Here is a 19,235-nt window from a genome sequence, read left to right on the forward strand (position 1 = left end):
GCCGGTCACGAATACAGACCGGCGGGGGACCGAAAACGAATCGGCCGGCCCCGGAGAGGATCCGGAACCGGCCGTTGCACATGGCTGCTAGAGGTCGACTTCCTGCATCAGCATGCCGACCTCGGTGTTCGACAGCCGCCGCAGCCAGCCCGACTTCTGGTCGCCCAGGGTGATCGGACCGAAGGAGGTGCGCACCAGCTTCTCCACCGGGAAGCCGGCCTCCGCGAGCATGCGGCGCACGATGTGCTTGCGGCCCTCGTGGAGGGTCACCTCGACCAGGTAGTTCTTGCCGGTCTGCTCGACCACCCGGAAGTGGTCCGCGCGCGCGTACCCGTCCTCCAGCTGGATGCCGTCCTTCAGCTTCTTGCCCAGGTCGCGCGGGATCGGGCCGACGATCGCGGCGAGGTAGGTCTTCTTCACGCCGTACTTGGGGTGGGTCAGACGGTGCGCCAGCTCGCCGTGGTTGGTGAGCAGGATGACGCCCTCGGTCTCGGTGTCGAGCCGCCCCACGTGGAAGAGCCGGGTCTCGCGGTTGGTGACGTAGTCACCGAGGCACTGACGCCCCTCGGGGTCCTCCATGGTGGAGACCACGCCCGCCGGCTTGTTCAGCGAGAAGAACTGGTATGTCTGCGTGGCGACGGTCAGCCCGTCGACCTTGACCTCGTCCTTCTCCGGGTTGACGCGCTTGCCCTGCTCGAGGACGATCTCGCCGTTGACCTCGACGCGGGCCTGCTCGATCAGCTCCTCGCAGGCACGCCGGGAGCCGTAGCCCGCGCGTGCGAGCACCTTCTGCAGCCGCTCGCCCTCCTGCTCGGCGCCGGGGAAGGTCTTGGGCAGCTTGACGTCCTTCTTGCCCGCGTACCGCTCGCGGTTGCGCTCCTCGGCCCGGGCGTCGTACTCACGGGAGCTCGCCGGAGCCGTACGGCCCCGACCGGTGCCCTGGCCCTGCCTGGGACCGCCCTTGGCGCCGCCGCGCGCCGAGGCGCCGCGCCCCGACTTCGGGCCGTCCTGGGTGGCGCCTGGGCCTACGTCGTAGCGCCGCTCCTCCGGGCGGGGCTTCTTCGGCCGGCCGCCCTGCTTGTCGTCGCGGTTGTTACCGGCGCCGCGGAAATTACCGCGGCCACCGCTGCTCCCGCCGCGGCCGCCGCTGTTGCCACCACGGCTCCCGCCGTTGTTTCCGCTGCTGTTCCTGCCGCTGCTGCTTCGCATCAAAGTTCCGTCTTGTCGTCTGCGTCCTCGGAATCCGGAGCGTCCGGATCGAACGACGGAACCCCTTCCAGTGTCTCGGCCTCGATCGCCTCCGCCTCCGGGAGGAAGGGCGCGAGCTCCGGGAGCTCGTCCAGACCGCGCAGGCCCATCCGCTCCAGGAAGTAGTTCGTCGTCGTGTACAGGATCGCACCTGTTTCGGGTTCCGTGCCCGCCTCCTGGACCAGACCCCGCTGCAGCAGCGTGCGCATGACCCCGTCGCAGTTGACTCCTCGTACGGCCGAGACCCGGCTGCGGCTGACCGGCTGACGGTAGGCGACGACGGCGAGGGTCTCCAGGGCGGCCTGGGTGAGCCGGGCCTGCTGGCCGTCCAGGACGAAGCCCTCGACGGCCGCCGCGTACTCGGGCCGGGAGTAGAAACGCCAGCCGCCGGCGATCAGCCGCAGCTCGAATCCGCGGCCCTGCACGGCGTACTCGTCGGCCAGCTCCCGCAGTGCGTCCCCGACCTGCCGCTTCGGCCGCTGGAGGATCTTCGCGAGATGTTCCTCGGTCGCAGGCTCGTCCACGACCATGAGGACGGCCTCCAGGGCGGGCTTGAGGTCGAGGTCGGCGACGGTGCGCAGGCCTGCCGGGAGGCCGGTGGTGTCCTCGCTCACGCCTTGTCCTCCTTGGGCGGCTCGGGCGGTCGGTCGAATTCGTCGGTCACCATCGGCCGGTCTTCGCCCTCGCCGCCGGTCCAGCGCACGATCAGGTCGCCGAGCGCCGTCTCCTGGTCGAGCGCGACGGCCTTCTCCCGGTACAGCTCCAGCAGGGCGAGGAATCGTGCCACGACGGTGAGGGTGTCGTCGGTGTCCTCGACCAGGGCCCGGAAGCTGGCCTCGCCGAGTTCCTTGAGCCGCGCGACCACGATCTGGGCCTGCTCCTGCACGCTGACCAGCGGTGCGTGGATGTGGTCCACGTACACCTGCGGCTTGGGCTTGGGCTGCATCGCCTTCACGGCGAGCTTCGCGAAACCCTCCGCCCCGATGCTGATGACGACCTCGGGCAGCAGCTCGGCGTGATGGGGCTCGAGTCCGACGGTACGCGGATAGCGCCGGGCCTCCTCGTCCAGCCGCCGGTTGAAGATGTCGGCGATCTGTTTGTAGGCGCGATACTGCAGCAGCCGCGCGAACAGCAGGTCCCGCGCCTCCAGGAGCGCGAGGTCGGCCTCGTCCTCGACCTCGGCGGACGGCAGCAGCCGGGCGGCCTTGAGGTCGAGCAAGGTGGCCGCGACCACGAGGAACTCGGTCGTCTGATCCAGGTCCCAGTCCGGCCCCATCGCCCGGATGTGCGCCATGAACTCGTCGGTCACCTTGGACAGCGCAACCTCGGTGACGTCCAGCTTGTGCTTGGAGATCAGCTGAAGCAGCAGATCGAAGGGCCCCTCGAAGTTGGAGAGCCTGACTTTGAAGACACCGTCACCGGGAGCGTCTTCGGGTACGGATTCCGCTTCCGGGACGACGGTGCCCGCCGCGGCGAAGGACTCGGGGGCAACGGCCACTCCGTGCTGTGCGGCAAAGAGCTGCGGGAGTGCAGCTTGCGACGCGGGGGCCGGCTCCAGGGCGCCGACTTCCGGCTCGGGGACCCATGCCCGGCCCGCAGCGTCCGGCACGGGAACCGCTTCCGAGGCCAGGCTCTCCGGCTCCGGGGCCAATTCTGGGGCCACAGCCTCCGGCACGGGCCCGGAGACCAACACCCGGCCCGCAGACTTCGGCTCAGAAACCGACTCCGGCGTCGCAGCCTCCCGCACAGGCTCACGAAGCGGCTCCGCGGCCACGGCTTCCCGGCCAGGACTCGACTCCAGTGGCACGGCACCCGACTCAGGCTCACGATCCGGCCCCGAAGCCAGGACCTCCCGTGCGGGAACCTGCTCCAGTCCCACGGCATCCGGCTCAGGGGCACGGGCCGACTCCGGGGACGACACTGCCTCCGGCCGGGGTTCACGGATCGGTTCCGGGACTGCAGCCTCACGCCCGGCGGCCTGCTCAGGGGAGACCTGCTCCGCCGCCGAAAGGTCCGCGGCGGGCGACTCCTCCGTGGGCGGTGTTGGCCGCTCGACCCGCGGAGCGCCCGCGCCCGGGCCCCTGCCCAGCGCGCGACGACGGCCGCCGGGGGCGCCGGGAGTGGGAGCGTCGTTCGAGGTCATGGCCCCCGCAGGCTACCGCTACCGCCCGCGCAGCCGGCGTACGAGGATGCTCGCGTCCCCGCGGGACTCCAGGTCGGCCAGCACCACGGCGACCGCCTCGCGGACGATCCGCCCGCGGTCGACCGCAAGACCGTGTTCACCGCGGAGCACCAGGCGTGCGTGCTCCAGGTCCATGAGCTCCTCGGCGGACACGTAGACCGTGATCTTCTCGTCGTGGCGCTCACGCCCACTGGGCCGACGGTTTTGGTTCCGTGCGCGCTTGCGGGACTGGGCATTGCCGGAGGCCGCGGCAGAACCTTCCTGCGCCCCCTGACGTCGCCCGGAGCGCTCCTGGCCCGCGGCGCGGCTGCGGGACTCACCGGCGTCGGCCGGCTCCGGCTCCGCGGCCACGTGCTCCGGGCCCTCGCCGTCGCCGCCCTGCGCGGGCACCGACTGCGGTGCGTCCTCGGGCGACACGGCCGCGGCCGGGTCGCTCTCCCCCGCGGGCGCGGGCACACGGGCTTCGCCGTTGGCCCCCCGCCGCGGAGTGGACGGCTGGAGCGCCGTTCCCCCTGTCGTACGGAAGAGTTCGTCGGCCCCCGGCAGACTCACTCGGCGTGACACCGGGCGAGCACCTCCCTGGCGAGCTGACGGTAGGCGGCGGCGCCGACGGAGTTGGAGGCGTACGTGGTGATCGGCTCACCGGCGACCGTGGTCTCCGGGAAGCGGACCGTGCGTCCGATGACCGTGTGGTAGACGTGATCGTCGAACGCCTCGACCACACGGGCCAGGACCTCGCGGCTGTGGACCGTGCGCGAGTCGTACATCGTGGCCAGGATCCCGTCGAGCTCCAGCTCCGGGTTGAGCCGCTCCTGGACCTTCTCGATCGTCTCCGTCAGCAGCGCGACACCGCGCAGCGCGAAGAACTCGCATTCCAGGGGCACGATCACCTTGTGGGCGGCCGTCAGCGCGTTCACGGTCAGAAGACCCAGCGAGGGCTGACAGTCGATCACGATGTAGTCGTAGTCGGCCATGAGGGGCTTGAGGGCGCGCTGGAGCGTGGACTCGCGCGCGACCTCCGAGACCAGCTGCACCTCGGCGGCGGACAGGTCGATGTTGCTGGGCAGCAGGTCCATGTTCGGGACCGCCGTCTTCAGGAGCACCTCGTCGGCCGCCATGCCCCGCTCCATGAGCAGGTTGTAGACGGTGAGGTCGAGCTCCATCGGGTTGACGCCGAGGCCCACCGACAGCGCGCCCTGCGGGTCGAAGTCCACGAGCAGCACGCGGCGTCCGTACTCCGCGAGCGCGGCACCCAGGTTGATGGTCGACGTCGTCTTGCCGACGCCGCCCTTCTGGTTGCACATCGCGATGATCTTCGCGGGCCCGTGGTCGGTCAGCGGGCCCGGGATGGGGAAGTACGGCAGCGGACGTCCGGTCGGGCCGATGCGCTCACGGCGCTGCCGGGCAGCGTCGGGTGCGAGGGTGGCCGCGTACTCGGGGTCCGGCTCGTACTCCGCGTCGGGGTCGTAGAAGTGCCCTTCGGGCAGTTCGTCGTAGTCGGCGAGGTGGTTGTGGGGCGCGCCACTTCCGTCGCCGGCCATGGCGTTCACGTGATGGCCATCCATGCTCTGGTGTGCAGTCCGGATCACCTGTGGACCCGGGCTCTGGTGGGCTGCGAAGGTGCGCACAGCTACGGAGCCGACAGCCTCGAACCCCGCGGGACCCTGGTCCCTTACAGGCGCTCCTGGTTGACCACCCCCGGGAGAAAATGTCGACTCATTCACAAGTCGTCTTACCTCCTTGGTGACCAGGAAACTTCTAGACAGGTCAGCGTGGCACCATGCCGACGGTTGGCGACTCTATGGCGTGTCGGGCGTCCGCAGCAACACAATCCGCCGGACCCGGCAGGATGTGTCGGCAATGAAACATCCCTCTGTCAAGGGCGTACGGCCGTCGCACGGCAGGTTTCGCGGGTGTGCGAATCGGTCGAAGGGTTACGTTCGAGGCGAGTTGACCTAGAGCCGCAAAGTGACCATACACACATCCGGCCGGACCTCGTCGGGCAAGGTCCGGCCGGATGTGTGCTGTTGACGACCTGTGTTGACGTATCGCCTTTTACCGAATGGTGACTTAGCGGCTCGACGACTCCCCCGCTCGGCCGAGGCTCAGCCGAGCAGGCTCTCGAGCTCCACGTGCTCCAGACCGTGCGCCTCTGCGACCTCGCGGTAAACGACCTTGCCGTCATGGGTGTTGAGACCCTTGGCGAGCGCGGGATCGCGGCGCAGCGCCTCCACCCAGCCGTGGTTGGCGAGTTCGACGATGTAGGGCAGCGTCGCGTTGGTGAGCGCGTAGGTGGAGGTGTTGGGCACCGCGCCCGGCATGTTGGCGACGCAGTAGAAGACCGAGTCGTGGACCTTGAAGGTCGGCTCGGCGTGCGTGGTGGGACGGGAGTCCTCGAAGCAGCCGCCCTGGTCGATCGCGATGTCGACAAGGACACTGCCGGGCTTCATGCGCGACACGAGCTCGTTGGTGACCAGCTTCGGGGCCTTGGCGCCGGGGATGAGGACCGCGCCGACGACGAGGTCGGCGTCCAGGACGGCCTTCTCCAGCTCGAAGGAGTTGGACATGATCGCCCGGACCTTGGTGCCGAAGACCTTGTCCGCCTCGCGCAGCTTGTTGATGTCGCGGTCGAGCAGCGTGACGTGGAAGCCCAGGCCGACCGCGATCTGCGTCGCGTTCCAGCCGGAGACGCCACCGCCGATGACGACGGCCTTCGCGGGCTGGGTGCCGGGGACGCCGCCGGGCAGCACGCCACGGCCGCCGGCCGAGCGCATCAGGTGGTAGGCGCCGACCTGCGGGGCGAGGCGGCCCGCGACCTCGGACATGGGCGCGAGCAGCGGCAGCGCGCGGCCCGGGAGCTCGACGGTCTCGTAGGCGATCGCCGTGGTGCCGGACTCGATGAGCGCGTCGGTGCACTCCTTGGAGGCGGCCAGGTGCAGGTACGTGAAGAGCGTCTGGTCCTTGCGCAGCCGGTGGTACTCCTCGGCGATGGGCTCCTTGACCTTCAGCAGCAGGTCGGCGGCGGCCCACACCTCGTCGGCGGTCGGCAGGATCTGCGCTCCGGCGGCGACGTACTCGCTGTCCGGGATCGACGATCCGACACCGGCGCCGTGCTCGATGACGACCTGGTGGCCGTGGCGCACGAGCTCGTGCACACCGGCGGGGGTGATGGCCACCCGGAACTCGTTGTTCTTGACCTCGCGGGGGATGCCGACCTTCACGTCGATCACGGTCCTTGGCTCAGTGGATGTGGGGCAATACAACACATACCCAGGCATGCATGAGCACACCGGGAGACACCGCAGGAGAAGGTGCGGCAGAGCCAGTCTAATGAAGGCGTTCTCTCTGTCTAGCCTTTCATTGCATCAATCTTCGTCGGAAGCACTACGGATTTCGCAGGTATCAGCGTCCTGCGCCAAGGGATCAAGGGATCTCGGCTCCGGCTCACCCTCCTCGCGCTCCTCCCCCAGCAGCCGCTCGGCCGTGCCCCGGTGCAGCTGAGCGGAGGCGGGATCGCCCAGGCGTTCCAGCGTGTCGGCGAGGCGCAGCTGCAGCGCCGCCTGCAGCCGTACGTCCTCGGCGCGCCGGGCCCACTCCACCGCCTCGTGGCAGGTGCGCAGCGACTCCTCGGGCCGTCCCGCGTACTCCTGGACGCGCGCGAGTTCGCTCAACGCCCGTGCATGGGAGGCGATGTCGCCGTTCTTGCGGTGCCGGGCGATCGCCGTGCGCCAGCCGCGCTGGGCCTCGCCGTAGCGGCCCGCATAGGTGTGGGCCGCGGCGATACGGCCGTAGAGCCGGGCGGCGGCCGCACGCTCGTCCCGGGCCAGGCACTCGGCGAGAGCACGGCCGAACCAGTCGGCGGCCCGGTCGTAGTCCCCGAGCTCCAGATGCGCACCGCCTACGGATTCCATTGCGCGGCCGCTCGCGTACGGGTCATTTGCCTCGCGTCCGGCATCGAGCGCGGCCCGATAGCGCGCCAGCGCCTCCGTCGTGCGGCCGGTCTGGGCGTCCAGGTCGCCGAGGTTCAGCAGTGCGGCGGCCTTCTCGCGGGGCAGATCCCGCCGCTCGGCCACGTCCAGGACGAGCCGGTGGATGCCGTACAGGTCGGGGGCGGCGGCCCGGGTGCCGAAGTGCGCGACCATGGCCTTGACCAGCTGGGACATCAGACGGCGGGCGAGGGTGTCCAGCTCCCCGTCCGCGACGGCCAGCCGGGCCGCGGCCAGCAGTGCGGGCCTGCGCAGGCGCAGCCACTCCTCGGCGGCCCGGGGGCTCGGGAAGCGCACGGCGCGCGGCATGCCCTGGAGCTTCTCGCGCGCCTCGGGGCTGTCCGTCTCGGTGATCACCCGGCACGACTGCAGCAGCCGTACCGTCCGCTCCAGCATGCGGGCGCGGGCCAGCTGCAGCTCGCCGGGGCGGTCCTGGCTCTGGGCGAGCGCCTTCAGCAGGGGGTGCAGACAGCCCGGCACCTCGTACTGCGGCAACGGCGAGTCCGCGGCCCGCAGCAGGCCGAGGGCGACGAACTCGTCCAGCGCGGCGTGGGCGTCGCCGACCGAGCAGCCGGCGAGCGAGGCCGCGGTGTGCGGGTCGACCAGGCCGGCCGGGGCGAGGGCGAGCAGTCGCAGCATCCGGGCGGACGGCGCGGGCAGTGACGTGTACACGAGCCCGAAGACCCGGCTGAGGGGGGTGCCCTCACCCTCCGTGTGCAGATGCTTGGCCAGATCGGCGACGGCCGCCTTGGGGCGGGCGGCGAGCCAGCCGCCCGCCAGCGTCAGCGCGGCGGGGTGGCCCTGGCACTCCTCGACCAGGCCCTCGGCGGCACGGGGGTCGACGGTGATGCGGACCGATCCGGTGTGCCGGGTGAGCAGTTCCAGGGCGGACTTGGTGTCGAGGCCGCCGAGGGTGCAGGGGCGGACGTCGGAGATACCGGTGAGGGGACCGCTCGAAACGGCCACCACCAGGCAGTCCGGCGTGTCCGGCAGCAGGGCGTCGACCTGCTCGGCGTCCGCCGCGTCGTCGAGCAGCACCAGGGCCCGGCGGTCGGCGAGGGCGGTGCGCAGCGCCTCGGCCAGGTCGTCCGCGGCGGCCCCGGCGGGGGTGGGCAGCTTCAGCGCGGCGAGCAGTTCGCGGGCGGTGTGCCCGAGGGGGACGGGCGTGCCGTCGGGCTCGCTCAGCCGCGCCCGGAGCACCCCGTCGTCGTAACGGTCCGCAACCTGCCGCACCAGTTCCTCGGCGAGGGCCGTGCGTCCGGAACCGGGCCTGCCCGCGATGAGCAGCACGCGCGCGCGTGGGGCCTTGCGGCCGGAGAGGGTGTCCAGGCCCGCACGCTCGATGTCGGCGCGGAGTTCCTTCAACTCCCTTGTACGGCCCAGGAACCGGCTCTTTTCGTCAGCAGCGTGCCCCGACAGCCGTACACCGTCTGTGTTGACCGTCTGATCCGTCACGGGCCACACTCCCGTCCCACCGCACGCGCAAGCCCGCCGGGACTCCGGTACCGGGCATCAACAGAGCCTAGTTCACGCTCTGCAACGATCCTGGCGGAGCGCGGCGGGCACGTCCCCCGATCGGATCAGCCGATCGTCACACCGGTGCGGTAAGGGCTGCGTTCAGGACTCGAAGGGACGCGCGGGCCACGGCGCCTCGGCGGGGCGCAGTGCGTCGAGCCCGTCCCCCTGCTGTGCGGCGATCAGCGAAAGGACGCCCACGACAAGGCAGTTGTTGTGCAGCTCGCCCGCGAGGACGCCGCGTACGAGCTCCTCGACGGGCACCCGCTCGAGTTCCATGTCGGCCTCTTCGTGCTCGACCTCGAAGCGGTCGCCCTCGGCCTCGGACAGGTCACGGGCGAGGAAGATGCGTACGGCCTCGTCGCAGCCGCCGGGGGTGGTGTAGACGTCCGTCAGCACACGCCAGTCCTCGGCCTTGACGTGCGCCTCCTCGTACAGCTCGCGCTGGGCGGCATGCAGCGGGTTCTCGCCGGGCACGTCGAGCAGGCCGGCCGGGATCTCCCACAGCTTGTGGCGCACGGGGTGGCGGTACTGGCGGATGACCAGGATCCGGCCCTCGTCGTCGAGGGCGACGACGGCGACCGAGCCGGGGTGGACCTGGTAGTCGCGGCGGGCCACATGTCCGTCGGGCATGACCACGTCGTCCGTGCGCACGGAGGTCTTGTTGCCCACGAAGGGGGTCTCCGTCGCCCGGATCTCCCACTCCTCGGGAGTGTCCTTGATCGTCATGCCCTGTCCTTCCGCACGCTGTGCCACACACGCCGATTGAAACGGGGCGCTCACCTTTTGAATGCGAGCGCCCCGGCCACCGTACAACTGGTGTGTTACTTGGAATTCTTCCGCTCGACCGATGCCTTCACCAGACCCGCGAACAGCGGGTGCGGCCGGGTCGGGCGGGAGCGCAGCTCGGGGTGCGCCTGGGTCGCCACCAGGTAAGGGTGCGTCTCGCGCGGGTACTCCACGTACTCGACGAGCTTGCCGTCGGGCGAAGTGCCGGAGAACAGGATGCCGGCCTTCTTCTCCAGCTCCGCGCGGTAGGCGTTGTTCACCTCGTAGCGGTGCCGGTGGCGCTCCTCGACGTACTCCTTGCCGTCGTAGACCTCGCGCACGATCGAGCCCTCGGCCAGCTTGGCCGGGTACATGCCCAGCCGCATCGTGCCGCCCATGTCGCCCTCGCCGGCGACGATGTCGAGCTGCTCGGCCATGGTGGAGATGACCGGGTGGCCGGTGGCGGAGTCGAACTCGGTGGAGTTGGCGTCGGTGATGCCGGCCAGGTTGCGCGCGGCCTCGATCACGATGCACTGCAGGCCCAGACAGAGGCCGAGCAGCGGGATCTTGTGCTCGCGGGCGTACTTGATCGCGCCGACCTTGCCGAGCACACCGCGGTCGCCGAAGCCGCCCGGGATGCAGATGCCGTCGACGTCCTCCAGCTGCGCCTTGGCGCCGGCCGGGGTCTTGCAGTCGTCGGACGTGACCCACTTGATCTTGACGCGGGCCTTGTTGGCGAAGCCGCCCGCGCGCAGCGCCTCGGTGACCGAGAGGTAGGCGTCGGGCAGGTCGATGTACTTGCCGACCAGCGCGAGGGTGATCTCGTGGTCGGGGTTGTGGACGCGGTCGAGCAGGTCGTCCCAGGTCCGCCAGTCCACATCACGGAACGGCAGGTCCAGCTTGCGGACGACATAGGCGTCCAGGCCCTCGCCGTGCACGGTCTTGGGGATGTCGTAGATCGAGCGGGCGTCGGGGCAGGCGACCACGGCGGCCTCGTCGACGTCGCACATCAGCGAGATCTTGCGCTTGATCGCGGTGGGGACCTCGCGGTCGCAGCGCAGCACGATGGCGTCCGGCTGGATACCGATGTTGCGCAGGGCCGCAACCGAGTGCTGGGTCGGCTTCGTCTTCAGCTCTCCCGACGGGCCGATGTACGGCAGGAGGGAAATGTGGACGACGAAGACGTTGTCACGGCCGACCTCGTGGCGGACCTGGCGGACCGTCTCCAGGAACGGCAGCGACTCGATGTCGCCGACCGTGCCGCCGACCTCCGTGATGACGACATCGACCTCGTCGGTCGCCATACGCCGGATGCGGTGCTTGATCTCGTTGGTGATGTGCGGGATGACCTGCACGGTGTCGCCCAGGTACTCGCCGCGCCGCTCCTTGGCGATCACCGTCGAGTAGACCTGGCCTGTAGTGACATTGGCGGAGCCGTCCAAGTCACGGTCGAGGAAACGCTCGTAGTGTCCGATGTCCAGATCGGTCTCGGCGCCGTCGTTGGTGACGAACACCTCACCGTGCTGGAAGGGGTTCATCGTGCCCGGATCGACGTTCAGGTACGGGTCGAGCTTCTGCATCACGACCCGCAGGCCCCGCGCCTTGAGGAGCATGCCCAGGCTGGAGGCGGTGAGGCCCTTGCCCAGGGAGGAGGCGACACCCCCGGTGACGAAGATGTGCTTGGTCGTCGTGGCTGTGCTGCTTCGGAAAGCAGCGGGCGGCATGGCCAAAGGGGGGCTCCCGTGGTCGCGGTCTGGGGTGCTGTGCGGCTGCCGACCGGAGATTTCCGGGGGTGCCGTCGCTGCGGTTCGGGGGTTTCGTGCCCACCGGTCCACGGGCTACCAGGGTATCAGCGCCCGGAGGAGATGGCTTCCGACCACGCACCGCACACGAGTCACCACAGACCCGCACGGTCCTCCGCGTTTCTCACCCGTTGCTCACCCGTTCGGCCTATTCGGGTTGCCCGGAGCGGCACGCAGATCATCTACGTGCGTCGTATCCTGCTCGGACACTCGCTGCCGAGCCCGGCCGGGTACACGTCACCACCCCCGCACGTGATGACCGGAACAACGAGAGCTCGTCAGTTCGTTGAGTATCAATTGTCGTTTTGCCACACGGCCAGAACGACTGCTTTGCTTCACCGCTCAACGACGCATTACAACGACCCCTTGACCGCACTAGCGACAGCCCCCTTTTCGCGGGGGTGACGTGGCCGTTCGACTGGAGTTGCACGTGGCCGGGCGCATCGAAGACTACGCACTCATCGGAGACATGCAGACCGCCGCCTTGGTCTGCCGGGACGGCACAGTGGACTGGCTGTGCCTGCCCCGCTTCGACTCGCACGCCATCTTCGCCGGCCTGCTGGGCACCGAGGAACACGGCTTCTGGCGGCTCGGCCCCGCGCACGCGGCGGACGCCGAGCCCCCCACCGCGGCCCGGCGCACCTACCGCGGCGACTCCCTGATCCTGGAATCGGAGTGGGACACCCCACGCGGAACGGTCCGAGTGACCGATTTCATGCCCCCTCGTGACGGCGCCCCCCAGCTGATCCGCATCGTCGAGGGCGTCTCCGGCCGCGTCCCGATGCGCTCGGCCCTGCGGATGCGTTTCTCGTACGGCCGGGTCGTGCCGTGGGTGCACAAGCACGACGGCCGCACGGTCGCCGTGGCCGGCCCGGACTCGGTCTGGTACGACACCGAGTGCGAGACCTACGGCAAGTCGTTGACCACGTACTCGGACTTCACGGTCGCTCCCGGTGACCGCATCGCCTTCACCATCTCCTGGCAGCCTTCGCACAAGGAGCCGCCGCCGCTGCCGGAGCCGGAGGCCTCGCTGGAGGCGACGGAGGAGTTCTGGCGGGAGTGGGTGGAGCACTGCACGTACCACGGCCCGTACCGCGAGGCCGTGATCCGCTCCCTGATCACGCTGAAGGCACTGACGTACGCCCCGACCGGCGGCATCGTCGCCGCCCCCACCACCTCCCTGCCCGAGGACATCGGCGGCGTCCGCAACTGGGACTACCGCTACACCTGGCTGCGCGACGCAGCGATCACCCTGTCCTCGCTGCTGCGCACCGGTTACCGCGAGGAAGCCCGCGCCTGGCGCGAGTGGCTGCTGCGCGCGGTGGCCGGCGACCCCGAGAACCTGCAGATCATGTACGGCATCGCGGGCGAGCGCGAGCTCGGCGAGGCGGAGCTGGACTGGCTGCCGGGTTATGAGAACTCCGCGCCGGTTCGGGTGGGCAACGGCGCCGCCCACCAGCTCCAGCTGGATGTGTACGGCGAGGTCACCGAGGCCCTGCACCTGGGCCACATGACCGGCCTGGCCCGCAGCGACTACGCCTCCCTGCTCCAGCTCAAGCTGATCCGCTACCTGGAGCAGCACTGGGACGAGCCGGACGAGGGCATCTGGGAGGTGCGCGGCCCGCGCCGCCACTTCGTGCACTCCAAGGTCATGGCCTGGGTCGCCGTCGACCGCACGATCAAGCTCATCGAGTCCGGCGACGCGGACGGCCCGCTGGAGCGCTGGCGCGAGCTGCGCGACGACATCCACCGGGACGTGTGCGAGAAGGGCTACGACAAGGAGCGCAACACCTTCACGCAGTCGTACGGCTCGAAGGAGCTGGACGCGTCGCTGCTGCTGATCCCGCAGATGGGCTTCCTGCCCCCCGACGACAAGCGCGTGATCGGCACCATCGAGGCGATCCAGCGCGAGCTGTCCACGCCGGACGGCTTCATCCTGCGCTACCCGACGGAGGGTTCCAGCGAGGGCGTCGACGGCCTGCCCGGTGACGAAGGGGCGTTCCTGGCCTGTTCGTTCTGGATGGCGGACGACCTGGCGATGATCGGCCGCGTGGATGAGGCCCGCAAGCTGTTCGAGAAGCTGCTCGCGCTCCGCAACGACCTCGGGCTGCTCGCCGAGGAGTGGGACCCGCGCCGCCAGCGCCAGGTCGGCAACTTCCCGCAGGCGTTCAGCCACGTCCCGCTCATCGACACGGCGCTGCGCCTGACGGCATCCGGGGCGTACGGCGGCTGAACAGGACCGCCGAGCCGGGCCCGCCTAGGCTGGAGCCAACAGCCCCTGCACGGAAGGGGGCGCCCCATGGCTTCCCCATCGAAGGCGGGCGCGGCCCTCGCCGCGCTGCGCGAGGATCTGGTCGGCGATGTGTTCGCCCCGGGGGATGTCGGCTACGACGAGGCCCGGGCGGTCTTCAACGCGCTGATCGACCGGCGGCCGGCGGTGATCGCACAGTGCGTGGACGAGGCCGACGTCGTGCGGGCCGTGCGCTTCGGCCGGGAGCTGGACCTGAAGATCGCCGTGCGGGGCGGCGGGCACAGCGTGGCCGGCATGGCGGTGAACGACGGCGGGCTGGTCGTGGACCTGCGCCATATGCGCGCCGTCAGCGTCGACCCCGCGGCCGAGGCGGTGCGCATCGCGGGCGGCGCCACCATGAGCGACCTCGACCGCGCGACCGAGCCGTACGGCCTGGCGACCACCGGCGGCCGGGCCTCCACCACCGGCGTCGGCGGCTTCGTCCTCGGCGGCGGCACCGGCTGGCTGGACCGCTGGTGCGGACTGGCCGTCGACAATCTGCTCGGCGTCGAGCTGGTCACCGCCGACGGCGAGCGGGTCCACGCGAGCGCCGACGAGAACCCGGAGCTGTTCTGGGGCCTGCACGGTGGAGGCGGCAACTTCGGCGTCGTCACCGCGCTGACCCTGAAGCTGCACGAACTGCCCGTGTTCTCCGTCGCGTTCGTGATGTACCTGCCGGCCTTCGGCCGCGAGGTGGTGCGCACGTACCGCGAGATCATCACAGCCGCCCCGGTCGAGGCGTCCGGGATGGCCGTGTACGTCACCGGCCCGCCGGCCGATTTCGTGCCGCCCCAGCTGGTCGGCCGTCTGATGTGCGGCGCGCTGCTGACGTACGCGGGTCCCGAGGAGGACCTGCGCAAGCTCGCCGAGCCGCTGCTGGCGCTGCCGCACGAGGCCGAGGTCGTCGGCGCCATGCCATACGCCGAGGTGCAGTGCCTGCTCGACGATCCGCCGGGCCTGCGGAACTACTGGTCCGCGGATTACCTGACGGGCCTGCCCGACGACCTGGTGGACGTCTACTGCGCCCGCGGCGAGGCGATACCCGTTCCGACGGGCGTCCAGTACGTGCTGCTCCCGCAGGGCGGCGCGATCGCGGACGGTCCGCACGAGTACCCCGTGCCCTATCGGGACGCGCCGTGGGCGGTGCACCCCTTCGGCATCTGGCAGGACCCGGCGGACGACGAGCGGTGCCTGCAGTGGGTGCGGGACGTGCGCGACGACGTCCGGCCGTGGAGCACCGGCGCCGTCTATCTCAACTTCATCGGCGACGAGGGCCCCGAGCGGGTGGTCGCCGGTATGGGTGCCGAGAACACCCGGCGGCTGGCCGAGCTGAAGCGGCGCTACGACCGGGACAACGTCTTCCGCTTCAACCACAACATCAGGCCGGCCTGAGGGCCCGGGGCCGAACGCCGTCGTGGGAGTCCCCGACACGCGAAGCCGAGCGTGGAGCGTGTGCGACGGCGGACGCGCGCCAGGCCGCGCCCTCGCTCCGGCTCAACCCCACGCCCTGAGCGCCCCGCGCGTGCGCTCCCCCGCCGGATCACCGGCCGTCGCCGGCACGAGGGCGATCTCGTCCAGGACGGCCTCGGCATAGGCGTCGATGCGGGCGCGTACGGCATCGAGATCGCCGACCAGGCGACCGCGCCCGCCTCTGCGGGCGGCAGGGCGCGCACCGGGGTGACGGGATCGGCGCCGGTCGCGGCCGGCTGCACCGCCTCCCCGAAGCCCGCAGCCGTGAACACGTCGCTGTAGCCCGGCACGGTCAGATACCCGGCCACACTCCGCAGGACCTGAGTGTGGGTCTCCGCCTTCGGGTCGACGGCGGCGGGCAGCCAGGCGGCGAGCGTGGGCGGCGTACGGCCCGCCTTCTCGTCCGCCGCGAGCAGCTTGGCGCGCAGTGCGCGCACCTGCTCGGGGGTGACGATGTCGAGCAGCATGCGGTCGGCGTGCGCGGCGGCGGTGGCGATCGCACGGTCGCCGAACGCGGCGACGGTGAGCGGGCCGCCGGGCGGCGGAAGACGGCGCCGGACGGTCCTGCCGGGCACGACGGGTTCGCCCGGCGGGGCGTGGAGCAGCCCCCGCACCGCCGCTGCCGTCCTCCTCCAGTACGGCCGCGGGGCCCGCCCGGGGCCGCCCGTGTACGCCCTCGACGACCCGTCTGCTGGAGGTGCCCAGCGCCACGCCGACGGCCCGTCCGGTGGCGGCGGCGACCCACGCGGCACCGCGGGCGCGGGTGTACGAGTCGCGCACCGACAACGGGACGGGCCCGGCGGTCGGCGCGGCCGGTTCGGTACTGCATCATTCCGGGGCTGTGACATCAGCGGCTCCGCCGCGGGCCCCCGGACCCCAGCAGAAAAGCAGGTCGGCCGACATGACCGGTGCGGACATCGCGAGGCAAACCCGAGTAACCCGGCCGTCGGGGCCCCAACCCCGCCCGGAGATGTCCCGGAGGCACCCGCGCGGGTAGCGTCCGGCTCATGGACAGCAGTACGGACAGCGGTACAAGCAGCAGATTCGACACGCACGGGGCCGGGATCACCGTGCAGCGGGCACTGGAGCTGCCCGGTCTGCGCAGCGGGCTGCCGGAGGTCCTCGCGGGCGCCGACCGGCTGCAGCGCACCGTGCGCTGGGTGCACGCGGGCGAGGTGCCGCACATCGCCTCGCTGCTGAAGGGCGGCGAGCTGCTGCTGACCACCGGCTACGGCCTCGGTACCCGGCCGGCCGAGCAGCGGGCGTTCGTCCGCACCCTGGCCGAGCGCGGTATCGCGGCCCTCGTCGTGGAGCTCGGCCCGCGCTTCACGCGGCTGCCCGCCGCGCTCGTCGACACGGCACGCGCGGCCGGGCTCCCGCTGGTCCAACTGCACCGCGAGGTGCCCTTCGTGGCGGTCACGGAGGAGGTCCACACCGAGATCGTCAACGGCCACTACGCGCTGCTGCAGCGTGCCGAAGAGGTACACCGCCGCTGTACGGAGGCCCTGCTGGGCGGCGGCGGGGTGCCCCAGGTGCTGGGCATCCTGGCCGACTTCAGCGGCAACCCGGTCTTCCTGGAGACGACGGACGGGCAGCTGCTGTACGCCGCCGGGGCCGGCCCCGAGGGCGCGGACCCGCTCCAGGTGTGGGAAGGGCTGCGCGGCCACCACAAGGACACCCCGCCGCCGGCCGGGTCGGTCCTCGTGGACGTGCCCGGCGGCGGGCCGGGCACGGGTTCGGTACGGGCCCGCCTGGTCCTCCTCCCGGTACGGGCCCCGCTGGCCCCGGTGCACCGCATCGCGGCCGAGCGGGCGGCGGGCATCCTGGCCGTCGTCCTGATGCAGGCCCGCCAGGAGGAGGAGCTGGCGGCGCGCGGCCGCGGGGACTTCCTCACCGACCTCGCCGAGGGCCGTATCGCCGCGGAGGACGCGCCCGCGCAGGCGCGCGTGCTGGGCTTCAAACCCGGCAACAGCCCGCTGCTGCCGGTGGTGATGCGGCTGGGCGACACGCTGTCGCCGGGCGGGGGCTGGGCGGTGCTGGCGCGCGCGGTCGCCGAGGAGCTGGCCTCGGTGGGGGTTCCGGTCCTGTTGGGTGTACGGCCTGTCGAGGGCCGGGTGCCGTTGCTGCTGGGCCTGCGTGCGGAGGCGGAACGGTCGGCGCTCGCGGACCGGGTCGCGGCGGCGCTGCGGGCGGGCGTGGAGCGGGCCGGGATGCACCGGCCGGGGGCGCAGCCGCCCGTGGTGGTCGTCGGGGTCGCGGGCGGCTGGGCGGCGGCGTCGGCGGGCCTCAGGCACGCGGCCGAGACGGCGACGGCGGCGCAGGGCCTGAGGGACCGCCCCTGGTACGACGCCCGCCGCCTCGACATCGACCTGCTCCTGTGGCGGCTGCGCGACCACCCGGACCTGGCGGCCTTCGTGGACCGTGCCATCGGCCCGCTCCGCGACCACGACAACCGCTCCAAGCCGCCCCTGCTGCCCACCCTGGAGACGTACCTGGCGCACGCGGGCCGCAAGGCGGAAACGGCCCGCGAGCTCCACCTCAACCGGCAGACCCTCTACAACCGCCTGGCCCGGATCGGCGAGTTGCTCGGCACGGACCTCGACGACCCGCAGACCGTACTGGCGTTGAGCCTGGCCCTGCGAGCCCGTCGGCACACCCCGTAGGGCCAGTCCCTCAGGCGAGCGGCCGGTGCTGGGTCAACTCGTCGTAGACGCTGAGCACTTGGGCGACGGTCTCGTCCTCGGTCGGCCAGGTGGCGGCCTGCCGGCTGCCCTTCTCCCTGAGCAGCTCACGGCGCTCCGGGTCGCCGAGGAGCCCGGTGACGGCGTCGGCGAGGGCCTCCGCGTCCCCGTACGGAACGAGTTCGGCCGCGTCGCCGACGAGTTCGGGGATGCCGCCGACATGGGTCGCGACGAGCGGCACGCGCGCGTGGAGCGCCTCCTGGGCGAGCACGGAACGCGATTCCCAGCTGCTGGGCAGCAGTGCGAGATCGGCGGCGGCGAGCAGCGCCCGCACGTCGTCGCGCCGCCCGATGAGCCGGACGGGCAGCCCTTCGTCCTCGATCCGGCGCTGCAGAGCGGCGCGCAGCGGCCCCTCCCCCGCGATCACGACGAGCGGCACGGGGTCGAATCGCCGCCACGCGCGCGTGGCGTCCAGCAGGGTGTCGTAACCGCGGTGCCGGTCGAGGGAGCCGACGGCCATCAGCAACGGGCGGCCGGTGGCGCCCAGTTCGGCCCGGATCTTGGGGCTCTGGCGGTCGGGATCCTCCGGCTCCGCGGCCGGGCGCAGCCCGGGCAGCGCCACGGCGGCCAGCCGCGCGTCCCGCGCCCCGGTCCGGCGGGCCCGGTCCACGAGGTCCGAGGAGGTGCCGAGCACCACGGTGGCGGCCTTCACGACCCGCCGCTCCAGGAGGCGCAGCAGATGGGCGCGGGCTCCTTCGGCCTGCGCGCGGTTGTGCCAGGTGACGACGAGGGGGGTGCGCCGGCCGCTGAGGGCCAGCGCGGCACGGAAGGAGGCGTGCAGCCCATGCGCGTGCACCAGGTCGGCGTCCTTGCACGCCTCCCGCAGCGCGGTCACGGCTCCCGGGTCGCTGCTGCGCGGCACGTGCACGTGTCCGGCGCCGGTCCCCGTGAAGTCGTAGGCGCGATCGGCCTCGACGGGGGCGCACACGGTGACCCGCACGCCCCGCGCGACAAGCCCCGCCGCCAGCGAACGCACATGCGCGCTGCTGCCGGCGTTGCCGCCGCCGAGCACCTGCACGGTGCGCAGCGGCGCCTGGCCGTGCGGAGAGTGGCTGCTCACGGGGCTCACGTGGCCGGGGCTCCTGGTTCGGCGTCGGGCGGTCACGAAGAAAGTACAGAAGGATCCAGCGGAGGGGGTGTACCGCGCGGTTTCCTCCACGTACTACGCCAAGGATGCCAGGACGTACGGGTGTTCCGACAACGCGGAAGTGGCGGGAAACCACAGGAAGCGCC

14 protein-coding genes are annotated in these 19,235 nt (G+C 71.5%); 3 read left to right on the forward strand and 11 right to left on the reverse strand.

Translation table 11 applies throughout. The features are described 5' to 3' along the window. Positions 1–87: 87 nt before the first annotated feature. The 9 genes from EDD92_RS11570 to EDD92_RS11610 all read right to left on the reverse strand — a co-directional run bounded on the left by EDD92_RS11570 (position 88) and on the right by EDD92_RS11610 (position 11,423). Complete coding sequence (locus EDD92_RS11570) at positions 88–1,209, reverse strand: pseudouridine synthase (protein WP_123964223.1); 1,122 nt, start codon at positions 1,207–1,209, stop codon at positions 88–90. Further along, positions 1,209–1,862 (reverse strand): SMC-Scp complex subunit ScpB, encoded by a 654-nt coding sequence (gene scpB / locus EDD92_RS11575; RefSeq protein WP_099927829.1) that lies wholly within the window; start codon positions 1,860–1,862, stop codon positions 1,209–1,211. Before scpB ends, EDD92_RS11570 begins: the two co-directional genes overlap by 1 nt. Continuing rightward, complete coding sequence (locus tag EDD92_RS11580; RefSeq protein ID WP_399182576.1) at positions 1,859–2,857, reverse strand: segregation and condensation protein A; 999 nt, start codon at positions 2,855–2,857, stop codon at positions 1,859–1,861. Before EDD92_RS11580 ends, scpB begins: the two co-directional genes overlap by 4 nt. Positions 2,858–3,409: 552 nt before the next feature. Continuing rightward, complete coding sequence (locus tag EDD92_RS11585) at positions 3,410–3,994, reverse strand: hypothetical protein (protein ID WP_123964224.1); 585 nt, start codon at positions 3,992–3,994, stop codon at positions 3,410–3,412. Beyond that, complete coding sequence (locus EDD92_RS11590) at positions 3,979–5,154, reverse strand: ParA family protein (RefSeq protein ID WP_123964225.1); 1,176 nt, start codon at positions 5,152–5,154, stop codon at positions 3,979–3,981. Before EDD92_RS11590 ends, EDD92_RS11585 begins: the two co-directional genes overlap by 16 nt. A 381-nt stretch (positions 5,155–5,535) precedes the next feature. After that, the gene (ald, locus tag EDD92_RS11595; RefSeq protein ID WP_185124405.1) at positions 5,536–6,651 is read right to left on the reverse strand and encodes an alanine dehydrogenase; all 1,116 of its coding nucleotides are present in this window, start codon (positions 6,649–6,651) and stop codon (positions 5,536–5,538) included. Between the two features lie 144 nt (positions 6,652–6,795). After that, positions 6,796–8,871: a tetratricopeptide repeat protein gene (locus tag EDD92_RS11600; RefSeq protein ID WP_123964227.1), complete on the reverse strand. Its 2,076-nt coding sequence runs from the start codon at positions 8,869–8,871 to the stop codon at positions 6,796–6,798. Positions 8,872–9,033: 162 nt separating this feature from the next. Next, positions 9,034–9,660: an NUDIX hydrolase gene (locus EDD92_RS11605; RefSeq protein ID WP_123964228.1), complete on the reverse strand. Its 627-nt coding sequence runs from the start codon at positions 9,658–9,660 to the stop codon at positions 9,034–9,036. 95 nt (positions 9,661–9,755) lie between these two features. Then, positions 9,756–11,423: a CTP synthase gene (locus tag EDD92_RS11610; RefSeq protein WP_123964229.1), complete on the reverse strand. Its 1,668-nt coding sequence runs from the start codon at positions 11,421–11,423 to the stop codon at positions 9,756–9,758. Between the two features lie 508 nt (positions 11,424–11,931). On the opposite strand from EDD92_RS11610, the gene EDD92_RS11615 reads away from it, so the two are divergent. Beyond that, on the forward strand, positions 11,932–13,734 hold the full coding sequence (locus EDD92_RS11615) for a glycoside hydrolase family 15 protein (protein ID WP_123970359.1): 1,803 nt from the start codon (positions 11,932–11,934) through the stop codon (positions 13,732–13,734). Between the two features lie 66 nt (positions 13,735–13,800). Continuing rightward, positions 13,801–15,183, forward strand: coding sequence for an FAD-binding oxidoreductase (locus tag EDD92_RS11620; protein ID WP_123964230.1), 1,383 nt, complete (start codon positions 13,801–13,803; stop codon positions 15,181–15,183). Here the strand turns inward: EDD92_RS11620 and EDD92_RS11625 are convergent. Continuing rightward, a complete protein-coding gene (locus tag EDD92_RS11625; protein ID WP_260326505.1) occupies positions 15,132–15,875 on the reverse strand; it encodes an LLM class flavin-dependent oxidoreductase in 744 nt (247 codons plus the stop codon). The genes EDD92_RS11620 and EDD92_RS11625 overlap by 52 nt on opposite strands. 393 nt (positions 15,876–16,268) lie before the next feature. Between EDD92_RS11625 and EDD92_RS11630 the strand changes: the two genes are divergently transcribed. Beyond that, positions 16,269–17,924 carry a PucR family transcriptional regulator gene (locus EDD92_RS11630; RefSeq protein ID WP_123964231.1) on the forward strand — a complete coding sequence of 552 codons (1,656 nt, stop codon included), beginning with the start codon at positions 16,269–16,271 and terminating at the stop codon, positions 17,922–17,924. A gap of 10 nt (positions 17,925–17,934) precedes the next feature. On the opposite strand, the gene EDD92_RS11635 is transcribed toward EDD92_RS11630, so the two are convergent. After that, complete coding sequence (locus EDD92_RS11635; protein ID WP_123964232.1) at positions 17,935–19,071, reverse strand: glycosyltransferase family 4 protein; 1,137 nt, start codon at positions 19,069–19,071, stop codon at positions 17,935–17,937. Between the last annotated feature and the right edge of the window lie 164 nt (positions 19,072–19,235).

Source organism: Streptomyces sp. TLI_185, from assembly GCF_003814765.1.
Classification (GTDB): Bacteria; Actinomycetota; Actinomycetes; order Streptomycetales; family Streptomycetaceae; genus Streptomyces.

Coding starts and splice junctions, on each gene's coding strand:
- EDD92_RS11570 (WP_123964223.1), bottom strand. CDS start 1,209: ATGCGAAGCAGCAGCGGCAGGAACAGCAGCGGAAACAACGGCGGGAGC.
- EDD92_RS11605 (WP_123964228.1), bottom strand. CDS start 9,660: ATGACGATCAAGGACACTCCCGAGGAGTGGGAGATCCGGGCGACGGAG.
- EDD92_RS11610 (WP_123964229.1), bottom strand. CDS start 11,423: ATGCCGCCCGCTGCTTTCCGAAGCAGCACAGCCACGACGACCAAGCAC.
- EDD92_RS11620 (WP_123964230.1), top strand. CDS start 13,801: ATGGCTTCCCCATCGAAGGCGGGCGCGGCCCTCGCCGCGCTGCGCGAG.
- EDD92_RS11630 (WP_123964231.1), top strand. CDS start 16,269: ATGGACAGCAGTACGGACAGCGGTACAAGCAGCAGATTCGACACGCAC.